The 24,284-nt window shown below is 71.1% G+C and carries 20 protein-coding genes and 1 pseudogene; 16 read left to right on the top strand and 5 right to left on the bottom strand.

What is annotated here, in order from left to right; genetic code table 11:
* The first annotated feature begins 1 nt into the window (after position 1).
* From AU194_RS15080 to AU194_RS15060, 5 genes are all read left to right on the top strand, one after another.
* Positions 2 to 2,047, top strand: a complete 2,046-nt coding sequence (locus tag AU194_RS15080; protein WP_059090067.1) for an erythromycin esterase family protein — start codon at positions 2 to 4, stop codon at positions 2,045 to 2,047.
* Positions 2,048 to 2,055: 8 nt separating this feature from the next.
* Positions 2,056 to 3,015, top strand: a complete 960-nt coding sequence (locus AU194_RS15075; RefSeq protein WP_059090219.1) for a 1-phosphofructokinase family hexose kinase — start codon at positions 2,056 to 2,058, stop codon at positions 3,013 to 3,015.
* Positions 3,016 to 3,087: 72 nt separating this feature from the next.
* The gene (locus AU194_RS15070) at positions 3,088 to 3,795 is read left to right on the top strand and encodes a hypothetical protein (RefSeq protein ID WP_059090066.1); all 708 of its coding nucleotides are present in this window, start codon (positions 3,088 to 3,090) and stop codon (positions 3,793 to 3,795) included.
* Between the two features lie 33 nt (positions 3,796 to 3,828).
* Positions 3,829 to 4,680: a PRC-barrel domain-containing protein gene (locus AU194_RS15065; protein ID WP_059090065.1), complete on the top strand. Its 852-nt coding sequence runs from the start codon at positions 3,829 to 3,831 to the stop codon at positions 4,678 to 4,680.
* Positions 4,677 to 5,906 (top strand): NRAMP family divalent metal transporter, encoded by a 1,230-nt coding sequence (locus AU194_RS15060; protein ID WP_059090218.1) that lies wholly within the window; start codon positions 4,677 to 4,679, stop codon positions 5,904 to 5,906. Before AU194_RS15065 ends, AU194_RS15060 begins: the two co-directional genes overlap by 4 nt.
* A 132-nt stretch (positions 5,907 to 6,038) precedes the next feature.
* On the opposite strand, the pseudogene AU194_RS32615 reads toward AU194_RS15060, so the two are convergent.
* Positions 6,039 to 6,860: pseudogene (locus AU194_RS32615) on the bottom strand (alpha/beta hydrolase); the annotation flags it as partial.
* 249 nt (positions 6,861 to 7,109) lie between these two features.
* On the opposite strand from AU194_RS32615, the gene AU194_RS15055 reads away from it, so the two are divergent.
* From AU194_RS15055 to AU194_RS15040, 4 genes are all read left to right on the top strand, one after another.
* Positions 7,110 to 9,452, top strand: coding sequence for a heavy metal translocating P-type ATPase (locus tag AU194_RS15055; RefSeq protein WP_082698671.1), 2,343 nt, complete (start codon positions 7,110 to 7,112; stop codon positions 9,450 to 9,452).
* Positions 9,453 to 9,579: 127 nt separating this feature from the next.
* Entirely contained in the window at positions 9,580 to 10,254 is a 675-nt protein-coding gene (locus tag AU194_RS15050) for a TetR/AcrR family transcriptional regulator (protein ID WP_059090064.1), read from the top strand.
* Positions 10,235 to 11,227, top strand: coding sequence for a hypothetical protein (locus AU194_RS15045; RefSeq protein WP_059090216.1), 993 nt, complete (start codon positions 10,235 to 10,237; stop codon positions 11,225 to 11,227). The genes AU194_RS15050 and AU194_RS15045 overlap by 20 nt, the downstream gene beginning before the upstream one ends.
* Positions 11,228 to 11,237: 10 nt before the next feature.
* Complete coding sequence (locus tag AU194_RS15040) at positions 11,238 to 11,825, top strand: hypothetical protein (RefSeq protein ID WP_157576100.1); 588 nt, start codon at positions 11,238 to 11,240, stop codon at positions 11,823 to 11,825.
* A gap of 15 nt (positions 11,826 to 11,840) precedes the next feature.
* Here AU194_RS15040 and AU194_RS15035 read toward each other — a convergent pair whose 3' ends face one another.
* The 3 genes from AU194_RS15035 to AU194_RS15025 form a co-directional block, all read right to left on the bottom strand.
* Positions 11,841 to 13,562 carry a GAF domain-containing sensor histidine kinase gene (locus tag AU194_RS15035; protein WP_059090062.1) on the bottom strand — a complete coding sequence of 574 codons (1,722 nt, stop codon included), beginning with the start codon at positions 13,560 to 13,562 and terminating at the stop codon, positions 11,841 to 11,843.
* A 64-nt stretch (positions 13,563 to 13,626) separates the two neighbouring features.
* On the bottom strand, positions 13,627 to 14,280 hold the full coding sequence (locus AU194_RS15030) for a response regulator transcription factor (RefSeq protein WP_059090061.1): 654 nt from the start codon (positions 14,278 to 14,280) through the stop codon (positions 13,627 to 13,629).
* Positions 14,281 to 14,282: 2 nt separating this feature from the next.
* Entirely contained in the window at positions 14,283 to 15,263 is a 981-nt protein-coding gene (locus tag AU194_RS15025; protein ID WP_059090060.1) for a hypothetical protein, read from the bottom strand.
* Positions 15,264 to 15,420: 157 nt separating this feature from the next.
* On the opposite strand from AU194_RS15025, the gene AU194_RS15020 reads away from it, so the two are divergent.
* Genes AU194_RS15020 through AU194_RS15010 form a run of 3 tightly spaced genes read left to right on the top strand, consistent with a single transcriptional unit; the run spans position 15,421 to position 18,894 of the window.
* Positions 15,421 to 16,905 carry an AAA family ATPase gene (locus AU194_RS15020; RefSeq protein WP_059090059.1) on the top strand — a complete coding sequence of 495 codons (1,485 nt, stop codon included), beginning with the start codon at positions 15,421 to 15,423 and terminating at the stop codon, positions 16,903 to 16,905.
* A 29-nt stretch (positions 16,906 to 16,934) separates the two neighbouring features.
* Positions 16,935 to 17,990 (top strand): zinc-dependent alcohol dehydrogenase family protein, encoded by a 1,056-nt coding sequence (locus tag AU194_RS15015; protein ID WP_059090058.1) that lies wholly within the window; start codon positions 16,935 to 16,937, stop codon positions 17,988 to 17,990.
* Between the two features lie 16 nt (positions 17,991 to 18,006).
* Positions 18,007 to 18,894, top strand: a complete 888-nt coding sequence (locus tag AU194_RS15010; RefSeq protein ID WP_059090057.1) for a universal stress protein — start codon at positions 18,007 to 18,009, stop codon at positions 18,892 to 18,894.
* Here AU194_RS15010 and AU194_RS15005 read toward each other — a convergent pair.
* Positions 18,891 to 19,355: an SRPBCC family protein gene (locus tag AU194_RS15005; protein ID WP_059090056.1), complete on the bottom strand. Its 465-nt coding sequence runs from the start codon at positions 19,353 to 19,355 to the stop codon at positions 18,891 to 18,893. The genes AU194_RS15010 and AU194_RS15005 overlap by 4 nt on opposite strands.
* A 35-nt stretch (positions 19,356 to 19,390) precedes the next feature.
* Here AU194_RS15005 and AU194_RS15000 point away from each other — a divergent pair, with 35 nt between their 5' ends.
* From AU194_RS15000 to AU194_RS14985, 4 genes are read left to right on the top strand one after another with little or no spacing between them, the layout of a single operon-like run.
* Entirely contained in the window at positions 19,391 to 21,055 is a 1,665-nt protein-coding gene (locus AU194_RS15000) for an FAD-dependent oxidoreductase (RefSeq protein WP_059090055.1), read from the top strand.
* Between the two features lie 11 nt (positions 21,056 to 21,066).
* Positions 21,067 to 22,527, top strand: coding sequence for an ATP-binding protein (locus AU194_RS14995; RefSeq protein ID WP_059090054.1), 1,461 nt, complete (start codon positions 21,067 to 21,069; stop codon positions 22,525 to 22,527).
* A gap of 27 nt (positions 22,528 to 22,554) precedes the next feature.
* Positions 22,555 to 23,385, top strand: a complete 831-nt coding sequence (locus tag AU194_RS14990) for an LLM class F420-dependent oxidoreductase (RefSeq protein WP_059090053.1) — start codon at positions 22,555 to 22,557, stop codon at positions 23,383 to 23,385.
* 30 nt (positions 23,386 to 23,415) lie between these two features.
* Entirely contained in the window at positions 23,416 to 24,267 is an 852-nt protein-coding gene (locus AU194_RS14985) for an LLM class F420-dependent oxidoreductase (RefSeq protein ID WP_059090052.1), read from the top strand.
* Positions 24,268 to 24,284 lie beyond the last annotated feature (17 nt).

Below are 24,284 nucleotides of genomic sequence, written 5' to 3'. Positions count from 1 at the left end.
CATGACACGCACGCAACGACCGCCCCGCCCACAACCGCGGCGGGTATTCCGGGACCGCGGCGAAGCCGGCCGGGTGCTTTCGACGCTGCTGGGTGCCTACGCCGGGAAGCCAGACGTGATCGTCCTGGGGCTCGCGCGCGGCGGCGTGCCGGTGGCCTGGGAGGTCGCCGCGGCCCTGGATGCTCCGCTCGACGCGTTCATCGTCCGCAAATTGGGAGCCCCGGGCCACGAGGAGTTCGCACTGGGTGCCCTGGCCAGCGGCGGCCGCATCGTGCTCAACGACGATGTGGTGCGCGCGCTGCGCGTGAGCCCGCAGCAACTACGCGACGTCGCCGACCGGGAGGCCCGCGAATTGCTCCGCCGCGAAGCCGCCTACCGGCCCGGACGTCCCCCGCTCGACGTGACAGGCAAGACGGTCATCCTCGTCGACGACGGGCTGGCGACCGGGGCCAGCATGATGGCGGCGGTGCAGGCGTTGCGGGAGGCCGACCCGGCGCAGATCGTCGTCGCCGTACCCGCCGCGCCGGAGTCGACCTGCCGGGAGATCGCCGGCATCGCCGACGACGTGGTGTGCGCCAGCATGCCGACCCCGTTCGCTGCGGTCGGCGAATCGTTCTGGGATTTCCGGCAGGTCAGCGACGACGAGGTGCGCGCCTACCTGGCCACCCCGACCGTCGGCGCGGCCGCCGTGCGCGGTGCGCCCGCCCAGGTGCCGGCGGCGGTGGTGCGCCGGTGCGCGATCGACGCCCCGGACGGGGTGCCCCCGTTCGAGGCGCTCGAGGAGATCGTCGGCGACGCCCGCATCGTGCTGATCGGCGAGGGTTCGCACGGCACCCACGAGTTCTACGCCGCCCGCGCGGCGATCACCCGCTGGCTCATCGACGAGAAGGGGTTCTGCGCGGTCGCCGCCGAGGCGGACTGGCCCGACGCCTACCGCGTCAACCGCTACGTGCGCGGCCTCGGCGCGGACACGACCGCCGAGGAGGCGCTGCGCGGCTTCGAACGCTTCCCCGCCTGGATGTGGCGCAACGTGGTGGTGCGCGATTTCGTCGAGTGGTTGCACGCTCACAACCGGCAGTGCCGCGCCGCCGACCGACGCCAGAGTGGGTTCTACGGCCTGGACCTCTACAGTCTGCACCGGTCCATGCAGGAGGTGATCGACTATCTCGACCGGGTGGACCCGCACGCCGCCGACCGGGCGCGCCGCCGCTACGCCTGCTTCGACCATGCCTCCGCTGACGACGGTCAGGCCTACGGCTACGCGGCCGCGTTCGGCGCTGGCCTGTCGTGTGAACGCCAAGCGGTCACTCAACTGGTCGACATGCACCGCAGCGCAGCCGAATACCTGCGCCGCGACGGGCTGCTCGCCGAAGACGAGCTGTTCTACGCGCAGCAGAACGCCCAGACCGTGCGTGACGCCGAGGCCTACTACCGTGCGATGTTCGGTGACCGGGTGACGTCGTGGAACCTGCGCGACCGCCACATGGCGCACACGCTGGAGTCGCTGCTCGCCCACCTCGATCGCCATCCCGGCGCCGCACCGGCCCGAATCGTGGTGTGGGCACACAACTCTCACGTCGGCGACGCCCGGGCCACCGAGGTGGCCGCCGACGGCCAGCTCACGCTGGGTCAGCTGGCCCGGCAGCGATTCGCCGGCAGCTGCCGCCTCATCGGTCTGACCACCTACACCGGCACCGTCACCGCGGCGAGCGAGTGGGGCGGGGTCGCCGAACGCAAAACCGTGCGCCCCGCGCTCGACGGCAGCGTCGAGGAGCTGTTCCACGAAACCGGCCGGCCGGCGTTGCTTGTCTCTCCGATGATCAGCCGCGCCGCCGCTGAACCGCTGTCGGCTGTACGGCTGGGTCGCGCGATCGGGGTCATCTATCTGCCGGCCACCGAACGACAAAGCCACTACTACCACGCGCGGCCCGCCGACCAGTACGACGCGCTCATCCACATCGACCGGACCCGCGCGCTCGAGCCGCTGGACGTGACCAGCCGGTGGGCGGTCGGCGACACCCCCGAGACCTACCCCAGCGGGCTGTGACCGCCGCGATGCACCCCGCCCCGCAGGCCCCGCAGCTCGTCACGTTGACGGTCAACCCGGCCCTCGACATCACCACCGACGTGGACACCGTCCGCCCCACCGACAAGATGCGGTGCGGGCCGGCGCGCTACGACCCCGGCGGCGGTGGCATCAACGTCGCACGGGTCGCTCACGCCCTGGGCACTCGTGCCTGTGCCGTGTTCCCCGCCGGCGGTGTGACGGGTGGACTGCTCACCGAACTGCTCGACCGGGCCCAAGTGCGCTTTCGCCGGGTACCGATCGCCGAGCCCACGCGAGAAAGCTTCACAGTCAACGAATCCCGTTCGGGTCAGCAGTTCCGTTTCGTGCTGCCCGGGCCGGTGCTCAGCGGCGACGAGCAGGCAGCGTGCCTGCGCGCCGTCGATGAGGCGGCGCGCACGGCGCCGTACGTGGTGGCCAGCGGCAGCCTGCCGCCCGGGGTTGACGCCGATTTCTATCAGGTCGTGGGCGACGTGTGCGCCCACACCGGTGCGCGGTTCGTGCTGGACACCTCCGGGCGCGGGCTCACCCACATCACCTCCGGGGTGTTTCTGCTCAAGGCCAGCGTGCGAGAACTGCGCGACTGTAGCGGCGGTGACCTCACCACCGACGTCGAACAGGTCGCCGCCGCACGCGCGTTGATCGACGGTGGACGCGCCGAGATCGTCGTCGTCTCCCGCGGCGGCGACGGGGCCCTGCTGGTCACCGGGCACAGTAGCCACCACTTCCCCGCGGTGCCGGTGGCCGCCGGCAGCGGCGTCGGCGCCGGTGACGCCATGGTGGCCGGGATCGTCGTCGGCCTCACCCGCGGCTGGGACCTCGGCAAGGCAGTGCGCCTCGGCATCGCCGCCGGCGCGGCAATGCTGCTCACCCCCGGCACGGCGACCTGCACCCGCGCCGACGTCGAGCGCATCTTCGACACCGCACCCGAGCCCACCGTGATCCGATGACCCCCAAAGTCCGTCGCGGCCGGGGACTTTCGGCTCTGCTGGCCCCGCCGCGGCCGGCGCAGGCTTACGGGCATGGGAAAACAACGACCACTTCTGGCGGATACGATGGCCCTGGCCGGTCTCGCGGCGCTCTACCACCTGCACGTGCGGCCGTGGATGTACACCTGGGGTGCGCGTCGCGACGAGGTCGCCGCGACTCTTCCCGGCGACGACCTCGTCGCGCCCGGCGCGACACGCACCACCCGCGCGGTGACCGTCGACGCCCCACCGGAGGTGGTGTGGCCTTGGCTGGCGCAGATCGGCGAGGACCGCGGCGGCTTCTACAGCTACTGGCTCCTCGAACGCGCCGTGGGCGCCGACATCCACAACGCCGACACCATCCACCCGGAATGGCAGCAGCTGACGGTCGGCCAGACCGTCTGGCTGGCCCGCCGCTACGGACCGGCGGCCCGCCAGATCGTCGCCGCCGTGGCCACCGACTCGCACCTGGTCCTGATGTCTCCGGACGACTTCGAGCGGACGCGCCGCGGCGAGCAGGCCACCGGGTGCTGGTCGTTCGTGCTGCGCCCCGAAGGCCGGCACACCCGACTGCTGGTGCGCGGCAGTGGGACACCTGTCGGGCACGCCTGGTTCGACATCGCGCACTTCGTGATGGAACGCAAGATGCTGCTCGGCATCGCCGACCGGGCCCGCCGCAGCCGCCACGCCGCCGCGCCCGGCCCGGTCGAATCGCCGGTGACCCACGCCGAGGACTTGATCGGCAGCACCGGCCACGGGTAGGCCCACCGCCCCCGGTTCCGGCATGCTGCTCCCATGCTGTTGTTGAGCGCGCTGACCGGGCGGGGGGTGCACACCCCCGACGGGCGAGCAATCGGCGCGCTCGCTGATCTGACCATCCGGCTCGGCGACCGCCACGGCGCGACGCTGATCGAGCGGATCGTGATCCACCGCCGCCGCGCACCGGCGCTGCTGATCCCGTGGTCGGCGGCGGCGGCGCTGCGCCACAACGCCATCGAGGTCAGCGGCGATTTCACCGCGTTCGCGGTCGGCGCGGTCGGCGCGGCCCTGCACCCCGACGAACTGCTCCTCCACCGTGACGTGCTCGACTCCCAGGTCGTCGACATCGCCGGCCAGCGCCTGGCCCGCGTCGCCGACGTGGTGCTGGCCCACCGCGGCGACGGCCGGCTCGAGGTGGTCGGCGTCGAGGTCGGCTTCGGTGCGGTGCTGCGTCGGCTCGGCCTGCACCGCCTGGCCGCGCGGACCCGGCCCGACGCCGTCGCCTGGCCGGACTGCCACCTCACCTCCGAGCGCGGGCACACCCTGCAGCTCGCCACTCCGCGTTCCGCGGTCCACCTCCTGGACGCGCGGGGTCTGGCGATGCTCGTCGCACGGCTGGACGTGCAGTCGGCCGCCGACGTGCTGGCCGCCCGCGGCCCCACGGTGGCCGCCGGGGTGATCGCGGCCAGCCATCCCGTCGTCGGCGAGCGGATGCTGCGCGCCATGACCGACACCCAGACCGCCGAAGTCCTCGCGGAGATGCCGCCCACGCGCGCGGCGCACTGGCGGCGCACCCTGGCCGTCCCCCGCCCGCTGCGGGGCAGACGGCTGCTGCGCTTCCACGTGTGGCCGCGCCGCCGCCACCCGGTGCCGGGACCCAACCGGTGAGGCGCCGCGGCGCGGCGCTGGGGGCCCTGCTGGCGGTGCTGGGCCCCGGGCTGCTCGCGGGCCTGTCCGACGACGACCCGGCCGGGATCACCACGTATTCGCTGCTCGGCGCCGACCACGGCTACCAGCTGCTGTGGGTGCTGCTGCTGTCCACCGTGGCGCTGGTGATGTTCCACTGGCTGGCCGCCCGCATGGGCGTGGTCACCGGCCAGGGGTTGATCGGCCTGGTCCGCCACCGGTACGGCGTGCGGGTCGGCGCGGTCGTGCTGAGCGCGCTCGTCGTCGCCAACGTCGGCACCACCTGCGCCGAATTCGCCGGCGTGGCAGCAGGAATGGAATTGTTCGGCGTGCCCCGCGGCCTCAGCGTCCCGGTGGCGGCGGTGGTTGTGTCGCTGCTGGTGCTGCGCGGCAGCTTCCACCGCATCGAGCACCTCCTGCTGCTGCTGTCGACGGTGTTCTTGGCCTACATCGCCTCGGGTCTGCTGGCCCGCCCCGACTGGGGCGCCGCCGCGCACGGTCTGCTGGTCCCGACGATGCCTGCGGATTCGGCGACCATCGCGATCGTCACCGCCACGATCGGCACCACCCTGGCACCGTGGGGGCTGTCGTTCATCCAGTCCTACGCCGTCGACAAGAAGCTGCGCACGGAGGATTTGCGGCTCGAAGGTGTCGACGTCGTCACCGGCGCCGCACTCACCGGCGTCATCGGGTTCTTCGTCGTCGTGGCGTGCGCGGCCACTCTGCACCGCGACGGCCGCACCATCACCGACGCCGCCGACGCCGCGGTGGCGCTGCAACCGCTGGCCGGCCCTGCGGCCGCAACGCTGTTCGCCGCCGGGCTCGTCGGCGCCGCCCTGCTGGCCGCCTCGGTGCTACCGCTGTCGACGGCCTACTCGGTGTGTGAGTACGCCGGCTTCGAAGCGGCGCTGGATGATTCATTCGCCGACGCCAAGACCTTCTACGTCACCTTCGGGGTGGTCACCGCGCTCGGCGCCGGGACCGTCCTGATCCCGGGCGCCCCGCTGGTGACCATCCTCGTCGCCACCCAGGTGCTCAACGCCGTACTGCTGATCCCGTTGCTGTGGGTGATGATCGGCATCGGCCGCGACCGCGACCTCATGGGACGGTTCCGCCTGACCGGCGGCGCCACCCTGCTGTACGCGGCGGTCACCGCGGTCATCGTCGTCTGCGTGGCAGCGCTGGGGATCGTCTCGCTGACCGGATGACCGCGCCGAGACGACACGAGTACGGAGATCCGCCCGCCACCGCGGGGCTGCCACTAGGTGCCGGCGGAGGAACTCTGCCTGCGTGGACCGGATTCGGGCGAAGAGCTCCCCCGAGTACACGTCGAAGTGACCGGCCGGATACCGGTGCAGTTCGACATGGTTCATCAGTGACGCGATCCGTGCGGCGAACCGCGGTGAGGCCTGCAGGTCCTCGTCGGCGATGCACATCAGCACCGGCATGCGTAGCTTCTCGGCGGTCCCTCTGCGGTAGCGCGGCAGCGCGAACAGCATCCGCGGGGCGAGGGCGTTGCGCCAGCCGACCGCTTGGCCGCCGAGCGCCTCGAAGATGGTGCGCGCCTCGGGCTCGGTGAACACCGCGACTTCGCCCCGGCGCGCCACCACGGGCACCAGGAGCGGCTCCCGGCCGAGTGCGCCCCGACCGGCGTCCCACACCGCCGCCGCGGTGAACTGCGCAGTGCGCCAGAGGATGTCCCGGTCGAGGCGCTGCCGGAAGGTGCGACCCCGATGCCAGCCGTCGATCAGGGGCACCTGGGCGATCACCGCGGCGATGTCGGGATCGGTCGCCGCGACCGCGAGGACATGCCCACCGCTGAGCGATGTGCCCCACAGCGCGACCCTGCGGGCGTCGATGTCGTCGCGGTGACGCAGATGCCGCACGGCGGCCCGGTAGTCGTCGCGTTGGGCGGCGACGTCGATGACCTGTCGTGGCTGCCCCCCGCTGCGCCCGAAGCCGCGGTAGTCGAAGACCAGCACCCCGATCCCGAGCGCGGCGAATTCCTCGGCGTACCGGGGCAACCCGAGGCGTTTGGTGCCGCTGCCGCCGTGGGCCATGACCAAGCCCGGCAGCGAAGCTGCGCCCTGGGGGCGGTAGAGGTCGGCGGCGCACCGCGTACCGCCGGACGGGAAGAACACTTCCTCGACCTGTACTGACATCAGCTGTCCTGCCGATCGGGTGAGCGCGCCGCTGTCCACCCTCCACCGGTGGCCGCCGGCGTTCAAGGGAACACCGCGCGCTGGCCCACACTGCCGGCAGCGCGGGACTCGACGGTCACATGAGCATCCGACGGGCCGAAAGACCCTAGCTCTCGCCGGGTGCGGCTGATGCACTCGAACCGGGCACACCGTCGGGCCGCCCGCCTGCTCGACGCCGCGGGCTTGAGCCGCATGCGGCCCGGAAGGACGATGATGGAACACCACTCCACGGCCATGCCGCAGCGGATGCTTCGGCGGTGCCGCCCGTTCATCGAACCCGTGCTGGTGGCACTGACGGTGGCCGCGCTGGCCGGCGGCGGCGTGGCGTGGCTGGCCGGATGGCGGTCCGTCGCCGACGGCTGCTGGATCGTCGGCACCGTGCTGGCGGTGGTGCCCGCGGTGGTGTGGGTGCTGGCGGCGCTGCGACGCGGCCGGATCGGGGTCGACCTCATCGCGGTGCTGTCGCTGGTCGGCACACTGCTGGTGCACGAGTATCTGGCCGGGGCGCTGGTCGCGGTGATGCTGGCCGGCGGTCGCGCCCTCGACGCCGCGGCCACCCGACGCGCCAGCCATGACCTGCGCGCCCTGCTCGAACGCGCCCCGCGGTTCGCGCGGCGACGCGCCGGCGCGCGGGTCGCGGTGATCCCGCTCGACGACGTCGCCGTCGACGATGTGCTGATTGTCGGTCCCGGCGAGGTGGTGCCCGTGGACGGGCGCGTGCTCGACACGGTGGCGGTTCTCGACGAGTCGGCACTGACCGGTGAACCGCTGCAGGTCGAACACGCCGTCGGCGAACCGGTGCGCAGCGGCGTCCTCAACGCCGGCGGCGCCTTCGAGATGCGCGCCACCGCGACCGCCACCGACAGCACGTACGCCGGCATCGTGCGGTTGGCGCAGCAGGCCGGCGCCGAGAGCGCCCCGATCGTGCGGTTGGCCGACCGGTACGCCGCGTGGTTCCTGCCGCTGGCGCTCCTGGTGGCCGGCGCCGCATGGGTGTTCAGCGGCGCGGCGGTACGGGCGGTGGCGGTGCTGGTGGTGGCCACCCCCTGTCCGCTGCTGCTGGCCGCGCCGGTCGCCATCGTGTCGGGGCTGGCGCGGGCCTCCCGGGCGGGGGTGATCGTCCGCAGCGGCGGGGCGCTGGAAAACCTCGGGCAGGCAACGACATTGCTCATGGACAAGACCGGCACGGTGACGATGGGTCATCCGCGGGTGGTCGACGTGGTCGCCGCCCCCGGCGGCGCTGCGGCCGAGGTGCTGCGGCTGGCCGCTTCGGTCGACCAGTTCTCACCGCACGTGCTGGGCGAGGCGATCGTCACCGAGGCGCTGGGCCGCAAACTGTCGTTGACGCTGCCCACCGATGTGGTCGAAGAGCCCGGCCGCGGCGTCACCGCCACTGTCGGCGGCCGTCGCGTTTTCGTCGGGAAGTTGCCGGCGGACCGGACGCGCGTCGACTGGCAGCGCGGCGTGGTCACCCGCGCCGGGCTCGACGGAGCCGCGATCGCCTGGGTGTGCCGCGACGGGCAGCCGGTGGGTGCGGTGCTGCTGCGAGATCCGTTGCGCCGCCACGCGCCGCGGACCATGCGCAGGTTGCGCGGCGCCGGCTTCACCCGGCTGGTGATGCTCACCGGCGACCGCCCGGAGCCGGCCCGGGAGGTCGCCACCGTTCTGGGTCTCGACGCGGTGTACGCCGAACAGAGCCCGGCCGACAAGGTCGCCGCGGTGCGCGCTGAATGCGGACGCGCGGTGACGGTGATGGTCGGTGACGGCATCAACGATGCGCCGGCCCTGGCCGCGGCGACCGTGGGGGTGGCGATGGGGGCGCGCGGGGCGACCGCCTCCTCCGAGGCCGCCGACATCGTGTTGACCACCGACCGGCTCGACCGGCTGGCCGACGCCATGGACATCGCCCGCCGGTCACGGCGTATCGCCGTGCAGAGCGCCGCGGTCGGCATGAGCCTGTCGTTGCTGGCGATGGTTCTCGCCGCGGTGGGATGGATACCGCCGGCGGCCGGCGCGCTGCTGCAGGAGGGCATCGACATCACCGTGATCCTCAACGCGCTGCGCGCGCTGCGGGCGGGTCGCGACGCCGCCACCGACCTGGCCCCGACAACCCGGGATCTGCTGCACCGGTTCGCCGCCGAACACGATGCGTTACGCGACGCGCTGGACGTGCTGCGCGACAGCGCCGACCAGCTGGCCGCCGCGCCGGATGCCGCCGCGCTGGCCGCCGTGCACGCCGCGCACCGGATGCTCGCCGAGGAGATCCTGCCCCACGAACTGGCCGAGGAGGCTCAGCTGTACCCCGCGTTGGCGCGCCCGCTCGGCGGTGACGAGGCCACGGCCACCATGAGCCGCACCCACGCCGAGATCCAGCGCCTCACCGACCGCGTCGGCGCCCACCTCACCACCGCCGACGCCGCGGCAGCGATCCGCCCCGAACAGGTCGACGACCTGCTGGCGTGCCTGTACGGGCTGTACGCGGTGCTGCGGCTGCACTTCGCCCAGGAAGAGGAAAGCTACTTCGTCCTGGCCGAGGACGACAGCACGACCTGACCGCCCGCAGGGGCCGTTCGGAGGGCACGGTCGGGCCGATGGTCCCTAGCCGCCCCACCCAGCCCGCGGTGTGATGGAGACGTTCCGCTTCCCATGGAACATCGACAACTCCCCCGGAAGGGCCGCCATGACCGCTCATCCCACCACCATCGACAGTTCGCCTGCCGAGCAACCACTGCGCGACCAGGTGTGTGCGGCAGCCCTGGAGTACTTCGGCCGCGCCGGATTCGACCAGTCCATGGCGCAGCTGACCACCGCCACCGGTGTCGCCGACAGCACCCTGCGAGACCTGTTCGGGTCCCCCGAGGGCCTGCGCGAAGCCTGCGACGACTACCTGATGGAAACCGTCCGCCGCGCGAAGACCGCGGCGGTGACCAGCCACGACCCCAGCAGCTGGTCGGCGCAGCTGGCCAATATCGAAAGCTACGCCCCGCTGCTGTCCTATCTGGTGCGCAGCCTCGAGGGCGGCGACCAGGCCGGCCGGAACCTGTTGCAGCACATGACCGACAACGCCCAGGAGTACCTCGAAGCCGGGGTGGCGGCGGGGACCCTCAGACCCACCGCCGACCCGCGTGGCCGCGCCCGTCTGCTGGCGATGTTCGGCGGCGGCGCGTTCCTGCTCTACCGCAAACTGCACCCCGACCCCACCGATATGGCCGCGGTGGTGCGCGACTACGCCCGCGACCTGCTCATGCCGACCCTCGAGCTCTACACCTACGGCCTGATGGCCGACGACGCGATGTACCGGGCGCTGACCGATGCGAGGAAAGAGGGTGCTGACCATGCCGACACCAGGTCCTGATCGGGAGACGGTGCACGCGGCGCTGTCGCTGGCCGCGCGCGCCCCCTCGATCCACAATTCGCAACCATGGCGCTGGCGCGTCGGCCACGACAGCCTGCATCTGTACGCCGAGCGCTCGCTGCACCTGCCCCACACCGACCCCGACGCCCGGGAACTGCTGATCAGCTGCGGCGCCGCGCTCAACCACGCCGTGGTCGCGCTCGCCGCGCTTGGGTGGCGCGCGGAGATCCACCGCTTCCCGAACCCCGCCGAACCGGGGCACCTGGCCGCCCTCGCGCTGCACCGCCAAACCCCGCACGAGGCCGACATCGCGCTCGCCGCCGCGATCCCGCGCCGCCGCACCGACCGCAGGCTCTTCAGCCCCTGGCCGGTCGCCGCCGGGGACATCGCGCTGATCGGCGCGCGCGCTGCCCGCGCCGGGGTCCTGATGCGCCGCGTCGAGGCCACCTCGCAGCTGCGGTCGGCCGTGGCGGCCGCGGTGCGCCAGCACGCCGCCGATCTGGGTTACCTGGCCGAACTGGCCACCTGGAGCGGACGGCACGCCGCGACGGCGGGGGTACCTGCGGCCAGCGTGCCCGCCGCCGTCGCCGGGGCACCGCTGCCGGCCCGCGTGTTCGCCGGGGCCGCGCTCAAACAACCAGAAGGCGCCGAACCCGCCGACGACAATGCGGTACTGCTGGCGCTGGGGACCGCCGACGACGACGCGCTGGCGCGGCTGCGCGCCGGGGAGGCGGCCAGCCTGGCGTTGCTCACCGCGACCGCGATCGGGCTGGCGAGCTGCCCGGTCACCGAACCGCTGGAGATCCCCGCGACCCGCGACGCCGTACAGACCGAGGTGTTCGGCGCGAGCGCGTTCCCTCAGCTGCTTTTCCGGGTCGGGTGGGCCCCGGTGAACGCCGACCCGCTGCCGCCCACCCCGCGCCGACCGCTGGCCGAGGCGGTGTCCCGGCTCGACGGGTCCCCCTGGGAGTAGGGGGCCGGTCATGGCAGGGAACGCACCCAGGGGGTGGAATGTGCTGCGCGCCATGGGTGATCGGGATTCGATGGTGCGGCCCGTGGACCGGGTCGAGGCCTTGGTGGTGGCCGTGTTGGCGGTGACGGCGGTGTGCTTCGCGGCCGTCGCCGGCGCGATCGGCACCGCCCAGTACGACGCGCGGTCGCGCGTCTACGCCGAGCAGGCGCGCGGCGATCGGACCGTCACCGCCACCGCGGTCGACGACACCAGGGTTATCGCCGAACCGGACGCCGCCGCCCGCGTCACCGTCGCGCGCTGGGATGCCGCCGGCCGCACCCACCTCGAGGAGGTGCCCACCGCCGAGCGGCTCAGCGCCGGCGCTCAGTTCACCATCTGGGTGAACGCGGCCGGCGACCGCATCGCGGGCCCGTCGCCGCCGTCTCGGGCCGCGCGCGAAGCGGCCGCGGTCGCGGTGGCGGCCTGGGTGACGGTGGCCGCTGCGGCAGGATCGCTGGGCTGGTTGGTGCACCGGCAGTCCAACCGCTCCCGGTATGCCCGATGGGACCGGGAACTCGCGGACGTGACCGGCCAGGACGGCAGGAACCCGCGCGGGTGACCGGCCGCGCTCCGCTCAGGCCAGCGGTGCGACCCAGCACACGCGGGTGCCCCCGCCGTCGGCGGGGCCGATGGTGAAGTGGCCGCCGGACTCCTCGGCGCGGCCGCGCAAATTCGCCAACCCGCTTTCGGTGAGATTGTCGGGCACCCCGATCCCGTTGTCGCGCACCTCGATCCGCAGGTCGTCGCCCACGGTCACCAACACGCTCAGCGCGGTGGCGCGGGCATGCCGCACGGCGTTGCTGACCGCCTCGGAGAGCACGGCTTCGGCGTGGTCGGCGAGGTCGGCGCCCACCACCGACAGCGGCCCCACGTACTGCACCGTCGTCCGCAGCTCGGCACCGGCGAACCGGGCGATCGCCTCGTCGAGCCGTTGCCGCAGCCGGGTGGCGGCGACCGGGCCGCCCTGCAGGTCGAAGATGGCGGTGCGGATCTGCTGGATGACGCTTTGGAGGTCGTCCACGCATTCGGTGAGGCGGCGTTGCACGTCGGGGTTGCGGGAGCGGGGAATGGTGCCCTGCAGCGCCAGTCCCACGCCGAACAGCCGCTGGATCACGTGGTCGTGCAGGTCGCGCGCGATGCGGTCGCGGTCGGTGAGGATGTCCAGTTCGCGTATGCGGCGTTGCGCGACCGCGGCTTGCCAGGCCAGCGCCGCCTGGTCGACGAAGGCGGCCATCATCTCCAGCTGCTCGTCGGTGAACACGGGGCTTCCGACGCGCCGCAGCAGCACCGCCACGCCGATGACCGTGTCGGCGGTCCGCATGGGCAGCAGCAACGCTGGTCCGGCGTCGTCGAGCAGACCGGTCACGGTGTCGACGGCGTCGGTCAGCGTGGGGGCACGCCGGTGGAAGGTCTCCCCGATCGGGTTGCCGGCCACCGGAATCGGCGGCGTGTGGGCCGGGTCGGCGCGGATGTCGCCGGCGGCCTCGACGATGAGCAGCTCACACACATCACTGAGCGGAGCTTCGTCGTCGCCCGGCACCGCGACGAACGCGACGTCGGCGTGGGTCAGTTTGAGTGACTCCTCCACCACCAGCCGGTGCACCCGGGCCGGGTCGGCGCCACCGAGCAGTTCGGTGGCGATGTCGCGGGTGGCCGCGATCCACGCCTGCCGGGTGCGGGACTGCTCGAACAGGCGGGCGTTGTCGATGGCGATGCCGGCCGCGGCGGCCAGTGCCTGGGTGAGGACTTCGTCGTCCTCGCTGAACGGTTGACCCGACGTCTTCTCCGACAGGTAGAGGTTGCCGAAGACCTCGTCGCGGATCCGGATAGGCACCCCGAGAAAGGTCCGCATCGGGGGATGGTGGGCGGGGAACCCGACCGAGGCGGGATGGTCGTGGATGTTCTCCAGGCGGATGGGTTGGGGGTCGTCGATGAGCACACCGAGCACACCGCGCCCCTGCGGGAGCGGCCCGATCGCCTCGCGGGTGGGTTCCTCGATGCCCTCGTAGATGAATTCGACCAGTTCGTGACCGTGTCCGCGCACCCCGAGAGCGCCGTAACGGGCGTCGATCAGCTCGATCGCGGTGTGCACGATGGTACGCAGCGTGGCGTCGAGATCGAGCCCGGAGGTCACGGTCAGCATCGCGTCGACCAGACCGTCGAGCCGGTCGCGGCCGGCGACGATCTCCTCAACCCGGTCCCGCACCTCGGTGAGCAACTCCCGCAGCCGCAGCTGCGACAGTGTTTCGCGAATCGGGCGGATGCTGGTCTGGTCATCCGGTCCAGCGCCGGTCATCCCGCCATCCTGACACCGGAATAGGTGCCGCGGAAGAGATCGGCTAGCGAATTAACGAACGAAACTAAAGATCGCCGCTCGGCTCGTGACCACGGTCGAGCCGTGACATGAACACCGCCGCCTGGGTGCGGCGCTCCACCCCCAGTTTGGCCAGCAGCCGCGACACATAATTCTTGATCGTCTTCTCCGACAGGAACATGCGCGCGGCGATCTGCTTGTTGGTCAGCCCCTCCCCGAGCAGCCCCAACAGCACGCGTTCCTGGTCGGTCAGCCCGGAGAGCGGATCGGACTCCTCGGCGGCCCCCCGCAGCTTGGCCATCAGCGCGGCCGCCGCGCGGTTGTCGAGCAGCGAGCGGCCAGCCCCGACTTCCCTGATCGCCGTGGCCAACTCCATGCCCTTGATGTCTTTGATCACGTAGCCGCTGGCGCCGGCGAGGATCGCGTCCACCATGGCTTGATCGGAAGTGAACGACGTCAGCATCAGACACCGCAGGTCCGGTAGCCGGGACAGCAGATCGCGGCACAGTTCGATGCCGTTGCCGTCGGGTAGCCGCACATCGAGGACGGCGACCTGGGGACGCAGCGCCGGGATGCGGGCCAGCGCCTCGGCCACCGAGCCGGCTTCACCGATCACCTCCAGGTCGGATTCGGCGCTGAGCAGATCGACCAGGCCGCGGCGCACCACTTCGTGGTCGTCGACGAGGAATACGGTCACCATGCTCACAGCCGTACCTCAAGCACCTCGTCGAGACGACGCCGGGGCGTCAGCGGTGCGTCGGCATCCAGCGCGGGTGCCGTCCCGACGCGGATCAACACCTGCGGCAGATCGCGATCGACGAGGCTGGAGATGATGTCGCGACTGGCCCGCAGTTCGGTCAGATGGGTGAGCGTGCAGGTCGCCATCCCCGCCAGCGTCGCCTCCAACAGCACCCGTGACAGCGTTTCACCGCAGTCGAGGATGTCGCGGCGGGTGTCGTCGTGCGCCGAGATGACGAGCACCTTCGAGCGGTCCTCCGGCACGCTCATCCGCCGTTCGAGCCCACCATGGGTGACCGGGAAGTGCCGGCCGATATCGACGCGGTCGCTTTCGGCCGCCGACACCAGCGAACTCTGCGGGATGCCGTCCGAGACCGCCAACCACCCGGTCCACCAGTTCAATTCGGCGTGGTAGTCGGAGTCGTAGAGGCGCAGCGACTCGGTCAGCTGGGAGGCTTCGGCGAGTTGTGGACGGGCGTCGTCGGCGATGACGTCGAGCATCGCCAACGATTCGTCGACGGCGCTGCGGAGCAGCATCTCCAGCGCGTCCCAGTCCGGCGGCGCCCCGAACGGCAGTCGGTCGGTGCGGCGCCGCCCGATCGCCGCCGCGCGGGCGCGATGGCCGTCAGTCACATACGACATCGGCGAGAAGTCGATGCTGGCCAGGTGGCGGTGGTCGTTGGGGTTCGGGTAGCGCTCGACATGAGCGATCCAGCCGCTGGCTGTCATGGCGACCCGCAGGTGGTGCAGCACGGCCCCGCAACTGAGCAGGGCTTCGCGCCCCGAGTGGTCGGTCGCCACCAATCGGTCGGCGTCGAGGAACAGCTGCAGCCCGCTTCGGTCGGCGACCCAGCGCCACGGCTGGCTGTTGTGCACCGACGGGGCACGGCACGCCAACTGCACTGCGTCGCTGATCGTGTCGATGTCGGGTCGTGTCGCGGTCATCACCCCACAGTCACCGCATCGCCGCCACGGCGGAAGGGTCTTTCGTCACCTGCCTCTGCAGGTGAGGACTTAAGGCCCGCGCGGTCGGGACTTTCCGCCGCACGCCGGTGGCCGAAGGCCGCTGTGCCGCCGCACCGCGAGCGGCCACGATGACACCATGACCACGACGGAGCGCACCGCCCCTGCGGACGACGCCCGGCTGGCCGACCTGGCCGCCGAGGTTCACGAGACCCACACCGGTGTGGTGATCCTGGTGGGCGACAGAGCGTTCAAGGCCAAGAAGCCGATCCGCACGGACTTCCTCGACTTCCGCAGCCCCGCGCAACGCGAGGCGGTCTGCGCCCGCGAGGTCGCGCTCAACCGCCGGCTGGCGCCGCACAGTTACCTCGGCGTGGCGCATCTGCAGATCCCCGGACATGACGCCCCCGAACCGGTGGTGGTGATGCGCCGCTACCCTGACCGCGACCGGTTGCGCGCCCTGGTGGCCCGCGGCGCGCCCACCGACGACCACCTCACGGCACTGGCGGGCATGGTGGCGCGGTTCCACGGCATCGCCGAGCGCGGCGACGAGGTCGACGCGTGCGCGACGCCGGCCGCGGTCGGACAGCGGTGGTGTGAGAACCTCGCCGAACTCGACCACCATCCCGAGACGGTGCCCGCCGCCGCCGTCGACGAGGTCCGCCGCCTGGCGTTGCGCTACCTCGACGGCCGGCACGCACTCTTCGCCGGGCGCATCGCCGACCGCCGCATCGTCGACGGTCACGGCGACCTGCTCGCCGATGACATCTTCTGCGCCCCCGACGGTCCGGTCGTGTTGGACTGTCTGGAGTTCGACGACCGGCTGCGCCGCGTCGACGGCATCGACGATGCGGCGTTTCTGGCCATGGATCTGGAGTTCCTGGGCCGGCGTGACCTCGCCGAGCACTTCCTTGACCGCTACCGCGAATTCGCCGGCGACAGCGCGCCGCGCTCGCTGGTCGACTTCTACATCGCCTACCGCGCCGTCGTACGCGCCAAGGTCGACTGCATCCGCGTCGCCCAGGGCCACCCCGCCGCGGCCGCGGACGCCCGCTGGCACCTGGAACTGGCCGCCGAACACCTCAAAGCGGCCACCGTCCGGCTGGTCCTGGTCGGCGGGGGTCCCGGCACCGGCAAGACCACGCTGTCCGAGGCGCTCGGCCAATCCGTGGGCGCCCAGGTGATCTCGACCGACAACGTGCGCCGCGAACTGCAGGCCGGCAACGTCCTGCACGGCGATGCCGGCGCCCTCGACAGCGGGCTGTACGCCCCGGGAAACGTCGCGCTGGTCTATCGGACGGTGCTCGACCGCGCCGCAGCCCTGCTGGCCCGCGGCGAGTCGGTGATCCTCGACGGCACCTGGCGCGACCCGCAGCACCGCCGCGCCGCCCACCGGTGCGCCGACAATGCCTACGCGGTCCTGGTCGAACTGGCCTGCGCCACCGATCTTTCGGCCGCACAGCAGCGCATCGAGCGGCGCACGTCGACGACATCGGACGCCACGCCGCAGATCGCCGCCGACATCACCGCACCCGTCTGGTCGGGCGCCCACCGCGTCGACACCGGGAAGCTGCTGGCCGACTCGGTCGCCGAAGCACAACAAATCTGTTGCCTGGCGATCTGACGCCGGCACGAACAACAGGAGGTTTGGTCATGCACGCCATGGTTTACCACGGCCCGGGCAGGCGCTCGTGGGAGCAGGTGCCCGACCCGGTCATCGAACACGCCACCGACGCCATCGTCCGCGTCGACGCGGTCACGATCTGCGGCACCGATCTGCACATCCTCAAAGGCGACGTCCCCGAGGTGGCGCCCGGCCGCATCCTCGGCCACGAAGCCGTCGGCACCGTCACCGAGATCGGTTCCGCAGTACAGACTCTCGCCGTCGGCGACCGGGTGCTGGTGTCGTGTATCAGCGCCTGCGGCGCTTGCCGCTACTGCCGCGACGGGCAGTACGGCCAGTGCCTCGGCGGTGGCGGCTGGATCCTCGGCCACCTCATCGACGGCACGCAGGCCGAATACGTGCGTGTGCCCTTCGCCGACAACTCCACCCACAAGGTGCCCGACCGCGTCAGCGACGAGCAGATGGTGCTGCTCGCCGACATCCTGCCCACCTCCTACGAGGTCGGCGTGCTCAACGCGGCGGTGCGCCCGGGTGACGTGGTGGCGATCGTCGGCGCCGGCCCGATCGGCCTGGCCGCGGTGCTGACCGCGAAGCTGTACAGCCCCAGCCGCATCGTGGTGATCGACATCGCCGAGACCCGGCTCAAGGCCGCGACCGATGTCGGGGCCGACATCGTGGTGGACTCGACATCCCAGGATCCGCGCACGGTCATCGACGACCTCACCGACGGGTTGGGAGCCGATGTGGCGATGGAGGCCGTCGGCGTGCCCGAAACCTTCGAACAGGCGGTGCGGCTGGTGCGGCCCGGCGGACATGTCGCCAACATCGGGGTGCACGGGAAACCGGCGACCCTGCACCTCGAGGACATCTGGATCAAGAACCTCACGATCACCACCGGGCTGGTGGACACCCACTCCACACCCACCCTCATCGGCCTGCTGGCCGGCCAGCAGATCGACACGGCACCGATGGTCACCCACCACTTCGGCATGGACGAGTTCGACCTCGCCTACGACGTGTTCAGCCGTGCGGGCGAGACCGGCGCGCTCAAAGTCCTGCTGACCCGCAGCACCCACGCCGACTGATCCCGAAGGGCACCTCATGGCGCAGCGCACGCCTCCGTTGGTCGTCGGTATCGACGGCTCCGCCCCCAGCCTGCGCGCCGCACAGTGGGCGGCCGCGGTCGCCGACCGGTGCGGCACCTCGCTGCGGCTGGTGCACTCCACCGTCACCGTCGGCCACTCCTTCACCGACGCGGCGGTCGTGGCGATCCATGCGGCTGCCGTCGCGGCGCAGCAGGACACCGCCCACCGGGTACTAGACGCAGCGAAAACCTTTGTGACCGAACACTATCCGAGGTTGATAGTGGATGTTGTGACGGTCGACGCACCGGCTGGCGACGCGCTGGTCCGCATGAGCGGTGAGGCCGCCCTGGTGGTGTTGGGCTGCGACGACGTGACTCCGGCCGCGGCGCTGCTGATCGGTTCCACGACCCTGCGGATCGCCGGGGCCGCGGCGTGCCCGGTGGTGGCCTGGCGCGAGGTCGCGCGGCCCGGCACCGAGCCGGTCGTGGTGGGCGTGGACGGCACCCCGGCCGGTACGGCTGCGCTGGCGGCCGCCTTCGAATTCGCCGACCGGTACGGCGCGCCGATCACCGCGGTGCACTCCTGGTGGACGGGGATGGACGGCGACGAGGTGACGGTCCCCCACCTCATCGACTGGGATGCGCTGCGGGAGGCGGAATGGTCACTGCTGACCGACGCGGTCGAGCCGTGGCAGCAGAAGTACCCCCACGTGCAGGTGTCGATCCTGCTCGATGACGCCAAGCCCGGTCGCGCGTTGCTCGCCCGCCTCGCCGGCGCGCAGCTCGTCGTGGTCGGCAATCACCGCGGCAGCGTTCTCAGCGCGGCGCTGCTGGGCTCGACGAGCCTGAACCTGCTCCACCATGCCCGTGTCCCGGTGATGATCTGCCGCGCGGGATCCGCTTAACCGCTTTCGGCGGTGCGCTTGATCGCGGCCAGCGTCTCCGGGATGCCGGAGTGGGCGGCCGCGGTCCGCTCGGCGATCTGCGCCTCGGCGTCGGCGCCGTAGCGCTCACCGAATCCCGCGACGCCCCGCGGCAGCAGGTGCCAGTGCTCGGTGAGCCGCGTCCCCTCCCCCTCGGGTGCGACGGTGAAGCCCCACCGCACCCAGCCGCCGTTGACCTCCCAGACGAAGGAGCGGCCGTCGGCCACGGTCACCTGACTGCGCGTCTCCCACACCCGCTCCGGGGTCTCGTTGCGGCCGGTGAACCACGCGCCGGCGACGGCACCGGCATCCGGATCGTCCCACCAGCAGGCCCGGCACACCGGACTCCACTGCCCCATCCGCGTCACGTCGGACACCAACGCGTACACGTCCTGTGGGTCCCGTGCCACGAACACCGAGTCGGAGTATTCGAGTTCGCCCATGGCCCGCAGCCTAGGACGGCGCATACTTGATCACGATGACAGGCCTAGCCGCGGCACCCCGCAAACCCGTGATACTCAGCGTCGACGACGATCCGGCCGTCTCGCGCGCGGTGGCGCGCGATCTGCGTCGTCACTACGGCGAACATTTCCGGATCGTGCGCGCCGAATCGGGCCCGGATGCACTCGAGACGCTCAACGAACTGAAACTGCGCGGCGAGACGGTCGCGGTGTTCGTCGCCGACTACCGGATGCCGCAGATGAGCGGTATCGAGTTCCTCGAAGAGGCGATGGACCTGTTCCCGATGGCCCGTCGGGTGTTGCTCACCGCCTACGCCGACACCCACGCCGCGATCGACGCGATCAACGTCGTCGACCTCGACCACTACCTGCTCAAACCGTGGGATCCTCCGGAGGAGAAGCTCTATCCCGTCATCGACGCGCTGATCGAAGCGTGGCGCGAGACCGGGGACCGGGCCATCCCGCACACCAAGATCATCGGGCACCCGTGGAACGCCCGGTCGTCGGAGGTGCGCGAGTTCCTGGCCCGAAACCGCTTGTACTACACGTGGTTCCGCGCCGACGATCCCAAGGGCAGGCAGCTGCTGGAGGCCGCGGGCCAGGACGGGATGACGCTGCCGGTGATCATCACCGAACAGGGTGAGACGCTCGTCGACCCCAGCGACGCCGAACTGGGGTCGACCCTCGGCCTGACGACCACCCCGGCCGAAGACTTCTACGACCTGGTGGTCATCGGCGGCGGGCCCGCGGGCCTCGCCGCGGCGGTGTACGGCGCCTCCGAGGGCCTCAAGACGGTGCTCATCGAGCGCACCGCGACCGGCGGGCAGGCCGGGCAGAGCTCGCGCATCGAGAACTATCTCGGCTTCCCGGACGGGCTGTCGGGGGCCCAACTCGCCGAACGCGCACGCAGGCAGGCCGAGAAGTTCGAGGCCGAGTTGATCACCGCGGCGGAGGTGACCGCACTGGAGATCGACGGCTCTGCCCGGACCGTGAAACTGTCCGACGGCCGCTCGATCGGCGCCCGCTCGGTAATTCTGGCGATGGGCGTCGAGTACCGGCAGCTGCCCGCCGAGGGCTGCGACGACCTCACCGGAGCGGGCGTGTATTACGGCGCGACGGCGTCGGTGGCCGCCGACTGCGAGGACGACGAGGTGTACGTGATCGGCGGCGCGAACTCCGCCGGGCAGGCCGCGATGCACCTGTCGCGCACCGCCAAGAAGGTCACGATCGTCAGCCGCCGCAGGCTCGAGGATTCGATGTCGCACTATCTGATCCAGCAGATCAGGGCGAACCCCAAGATCCGCGAGCTGCCGAACACCGTGGTGCACGCGGCCAAGGGCAACGGCCATCTCGAGGGCATCTGCCTGGAGAACACGCTGACCGGCGCGCGCGAGGAGCACAACTGCGGGCGCATGTTCATCTTCATCGGCGCCGAACCGCGCACCGAGTGGCTGGACGGCATCGTGGTCCGCGACGACCACGGGTTCATCCTCGCCGGGCCGGATCTGCGCAACGTGTCGGGCTGGACGCTGGACCGTCCGCCGCACCATCTGGAAACAAGTGTGCCGGGTGTGTTTGTTGCAGGTGATGTGCGCGCCGAATCCGCCAAGAGGGTGGCCGCCGCCGTCGGTGAAGGGTCGATGGCGGTGATGCTGGTGCACCGGTATCTGGCGGAAGCCTGAAAGGGATCACGATGGGCGAGATGTGTGTGCGCGACGAGCTTCGCACCCTGTTCCTGTTCGAGGCGCTCTCCGACGAACAGCTCGACATACTGTGCGCCGCCGGCCACATCCAGACGTTCCCCGAGGGTCCGCTGTGCAACGAGGGTGACCCGGCCACCTGCTTCTACGTCCTGATCGACGGTGAACTGGTGATGTCGAAACGCTCCGGCGGGGCCGACATCCAGACCGGCCGCACCTCGCAGCGCGGGGTGTACTGCGGCGCGTGGTCGGCCTACGTACCCGGTGAGGAGCACGTCTACGAGGCCACGGTGCGGTTGACCAAACCGTCGCGGTTCTTCGTGCTGGACGCCGACGCGTTCGCCCGGTTCATGCAGACCCAGTTCCCGATGGCGGTACACCTGCTCGAGGGCCAGACCGTCGGCCGCCGTCGTCAGCACCAGATCATCGGCCAGCGCGAGAAGCTGCTCGCGCTCGGCACGATCACCGCGGGTCTGACGCATCAGCTCAACAACCCCGCCGCGGCGACGGCCCGCGCGGTCGCCGACCTGCAGGAGGGGGTCGGCAAGATGCGCCACAAGTTGGCGATGCTCGCCGACGGCAAGTTCAGCCCGGAGGCGCTGCGGGTGCTGGTGAAGATCCAGGACGAGGTCGCCGAACAGGTCGCCAAGTTCCGCAGCCAGGACCTCACCGCGCTGGAGACCTCCGACCGCGAGGAGCAGATCGGCGACTGGCTCGAGGACCACGGGATCGCAGGCGGCTGGGACTACGCCCCCACGTTCGTCGAGGCCGGTCTCGACGTGGACTGGCTCGAGCGCATCTCGGCGTCCATCGACGACGTCATGGGAGACGACTGCGCGGCCTCCCTGCCGAGCGCGCTGGGCTGGTTGAAGTACACCATCGACACCGAACTGCGGATGCGGGAGATCGCCGACGCCAGCAAGCGGATCTCCGCCCTGCTCGCCGGCGCGAAACAGTATTCGCAGATGGACCGTGGCGCCTATCAGAGCGCCAACGTGCACGAGCTGATCCACAGCACGATCAAGACGATCTTCGGCGACAAGGTGGGCAAGGACAAACCGGTCAACCTGATCTGGGAGAAGGACACCTCCCTGCCCGAATTGCTCTGCTACCCCGGCGATCTCAACGAGGTGTGGACGAACCTCATCGAGAACGCGATCCAGGCGATGGGCGGTGCGGGCACGCTGACCGTCCGCACGATGCGCGACACCGATGGGCGGGTGCGCGTCGAGATCTGCGACGACGGACCCGGGATCTCCGAGGACCTCATCGACCGGATCTTCACACCGTTCTTCACCACCAAACCCGTCGGCGAGGGCACCGGGCTCGGCCTGGACCTGGCGCGGCGCATCATCGTCGAGAAGCACCACGGCGACCTCCGGGTTGAATCCCGCCCCGGGGACACCCGGTTCATCGTGTGCCTGCCGCTGGAGGCCCCCGCTGCGGCGGAATAGTTTCCGGTGGCGTCCGTTGCTACCGGAATGACCAAACCCGATCTCGGCACCTACGGCGTGTTCGGCCGTGGCGTTACCCCCGCACAGGCCAAGGACATCGAGGCGCTCGGCTACGGCGCCGTGTGGGTGGGCGGTTCGCCGCCCGCCGAACTCAATTGGGTCGAGCCGATCCTCGACGCGACCACCACGCTGCAGCTGGCCACGGGCATCGTGAACATTTGGACCGCCGACGCCGGTCCGGTCGCCGAATCGTTCCAGCGCATCGAGGCCGCCCATCCGGGCCGGTTCCTGCTCGGGATCGGCGTCGGACACCCCGAGGCGCATCAGGCCTACCGCAAACCGGTGGAAGCGCTCACCGAGTACCTCGACAAGCTCGACGAGTACGGGGTGCCGCGGGACCGCCGCGTGGTGGCCGCGCTCGGTCCGAAGGTGCTCAAGCTCTCGGCCGACCGCTCCGCGGGTGCGCATCCGTATCTGACGACTCCCGAGCACACCGCCCACGCGCGTGAGGTGATCGGCGCCGAGGCGTTCCTGGCGCCCGAGCACAAGGTCGTGCTGACCACGGACGCCGAGGAGGCCCGCGCCGTCGGTCGCAAGGCGCTGGACATCTACCTCAACCTGGCCAATTACGTGAACAACTGGAAGCGGCTCGGATTCAGTGATGAAGACGTGGCGAAACCGGGTAGTGATCGATTGGTGGACGCCGTCGTGGCCCACGGCACCGTCGACGCCATCGCGGCCCGGCTGAAGCAACACCTCGACGCCGGCGCCGACCATGTGCCCGTGCAGGTGCTGACCGGAGCTGACAAGCTGGTGCCCGCACTGGCCGAGCTGGCCGGACCCCTCGGCCTGCAGTGACCTGCTCGACAACCGAATGAAGGAACACTCATGACCGAAGGCGTATCCCTCAAGCCCGGCCTCGGCCGCTACGGCGTCTGGACCGGTGGCGCACCGAAGCCCGAACAGGCCGCGCAGATCGAGGAGCTGGGCTACGGCGCGGTCTGGGTGGGTGCCTCCCCCGCGGCCGATCTGGCGTTCGTCGAACCCATCCTCGATGCGACCGAGACGCTGCAGGTGGCGACCGGCATCGTCAACGTGTGGGCGTCGCCGGCCGAGGAGGTGGCCGAGTCCTACCACCGCATCGAGGACAAGTACCCGAGCCGGTTTCTGCTCGGGGTCGGCATCGGCCATCCCGAGGCCACTCAGGAGTACCGCAAACCGTATGACGTGCTGGTCGAGTACATCGACAAGCTCGACGCGGCCAAGGTGCCGACCAGCCGCCTCGTCATCGCCGCGCTGGGTCCGAAGGTGCTGCAGTTGGCGGCCCGCCGCAGTGCGGGCGCGCATCCGTACCTGACGACACCCGAGCACACCGGTCAGGCGCGCAACCTCGTCGGCCCGACGGTGTTCCTCGCCCCGGAGCACAAGGTGGTGCTGAGCGACGACATCGACGAGGCGCGCGAGATCGGCCGCGGGACCGTCGACTTCTATCTGGGCCTGAGCAACTACGTGAACAACTGGAAGCGGCTCGGCTTCACCGACGAGGACGTCGCCAAACCGGGCAGCGACAAGCTGATCGACGCGGTGGTGGCGCACGGTTCGGCCGACGCGATCGCCGCCAGGCTCGAGGAACACCACGACCGCGGGGCCGACCATGTCGCGATCCAGGTGCTCGGTGGCTGGGACAAGTTGATCCCGACGCTGAAGGAGTTGGCGGGTCCGCTCGGCCTGAAGAAGTGACCGCATAGGGTTTCACC

Source organism: Mycobacterium sp. GA-2829, assembly GCF_001499965.1.
GTDB lineage: Bacteria > Actinomycetota > Actinomycetes > Mycobacteriales > Mycobacteriaceae > Mycobacterium.
The sequence above is the reverse complement of the archived record's forward strand: the minus strand, read 5'-3'. Positions and strand labels throughout refer to the sequence as shown.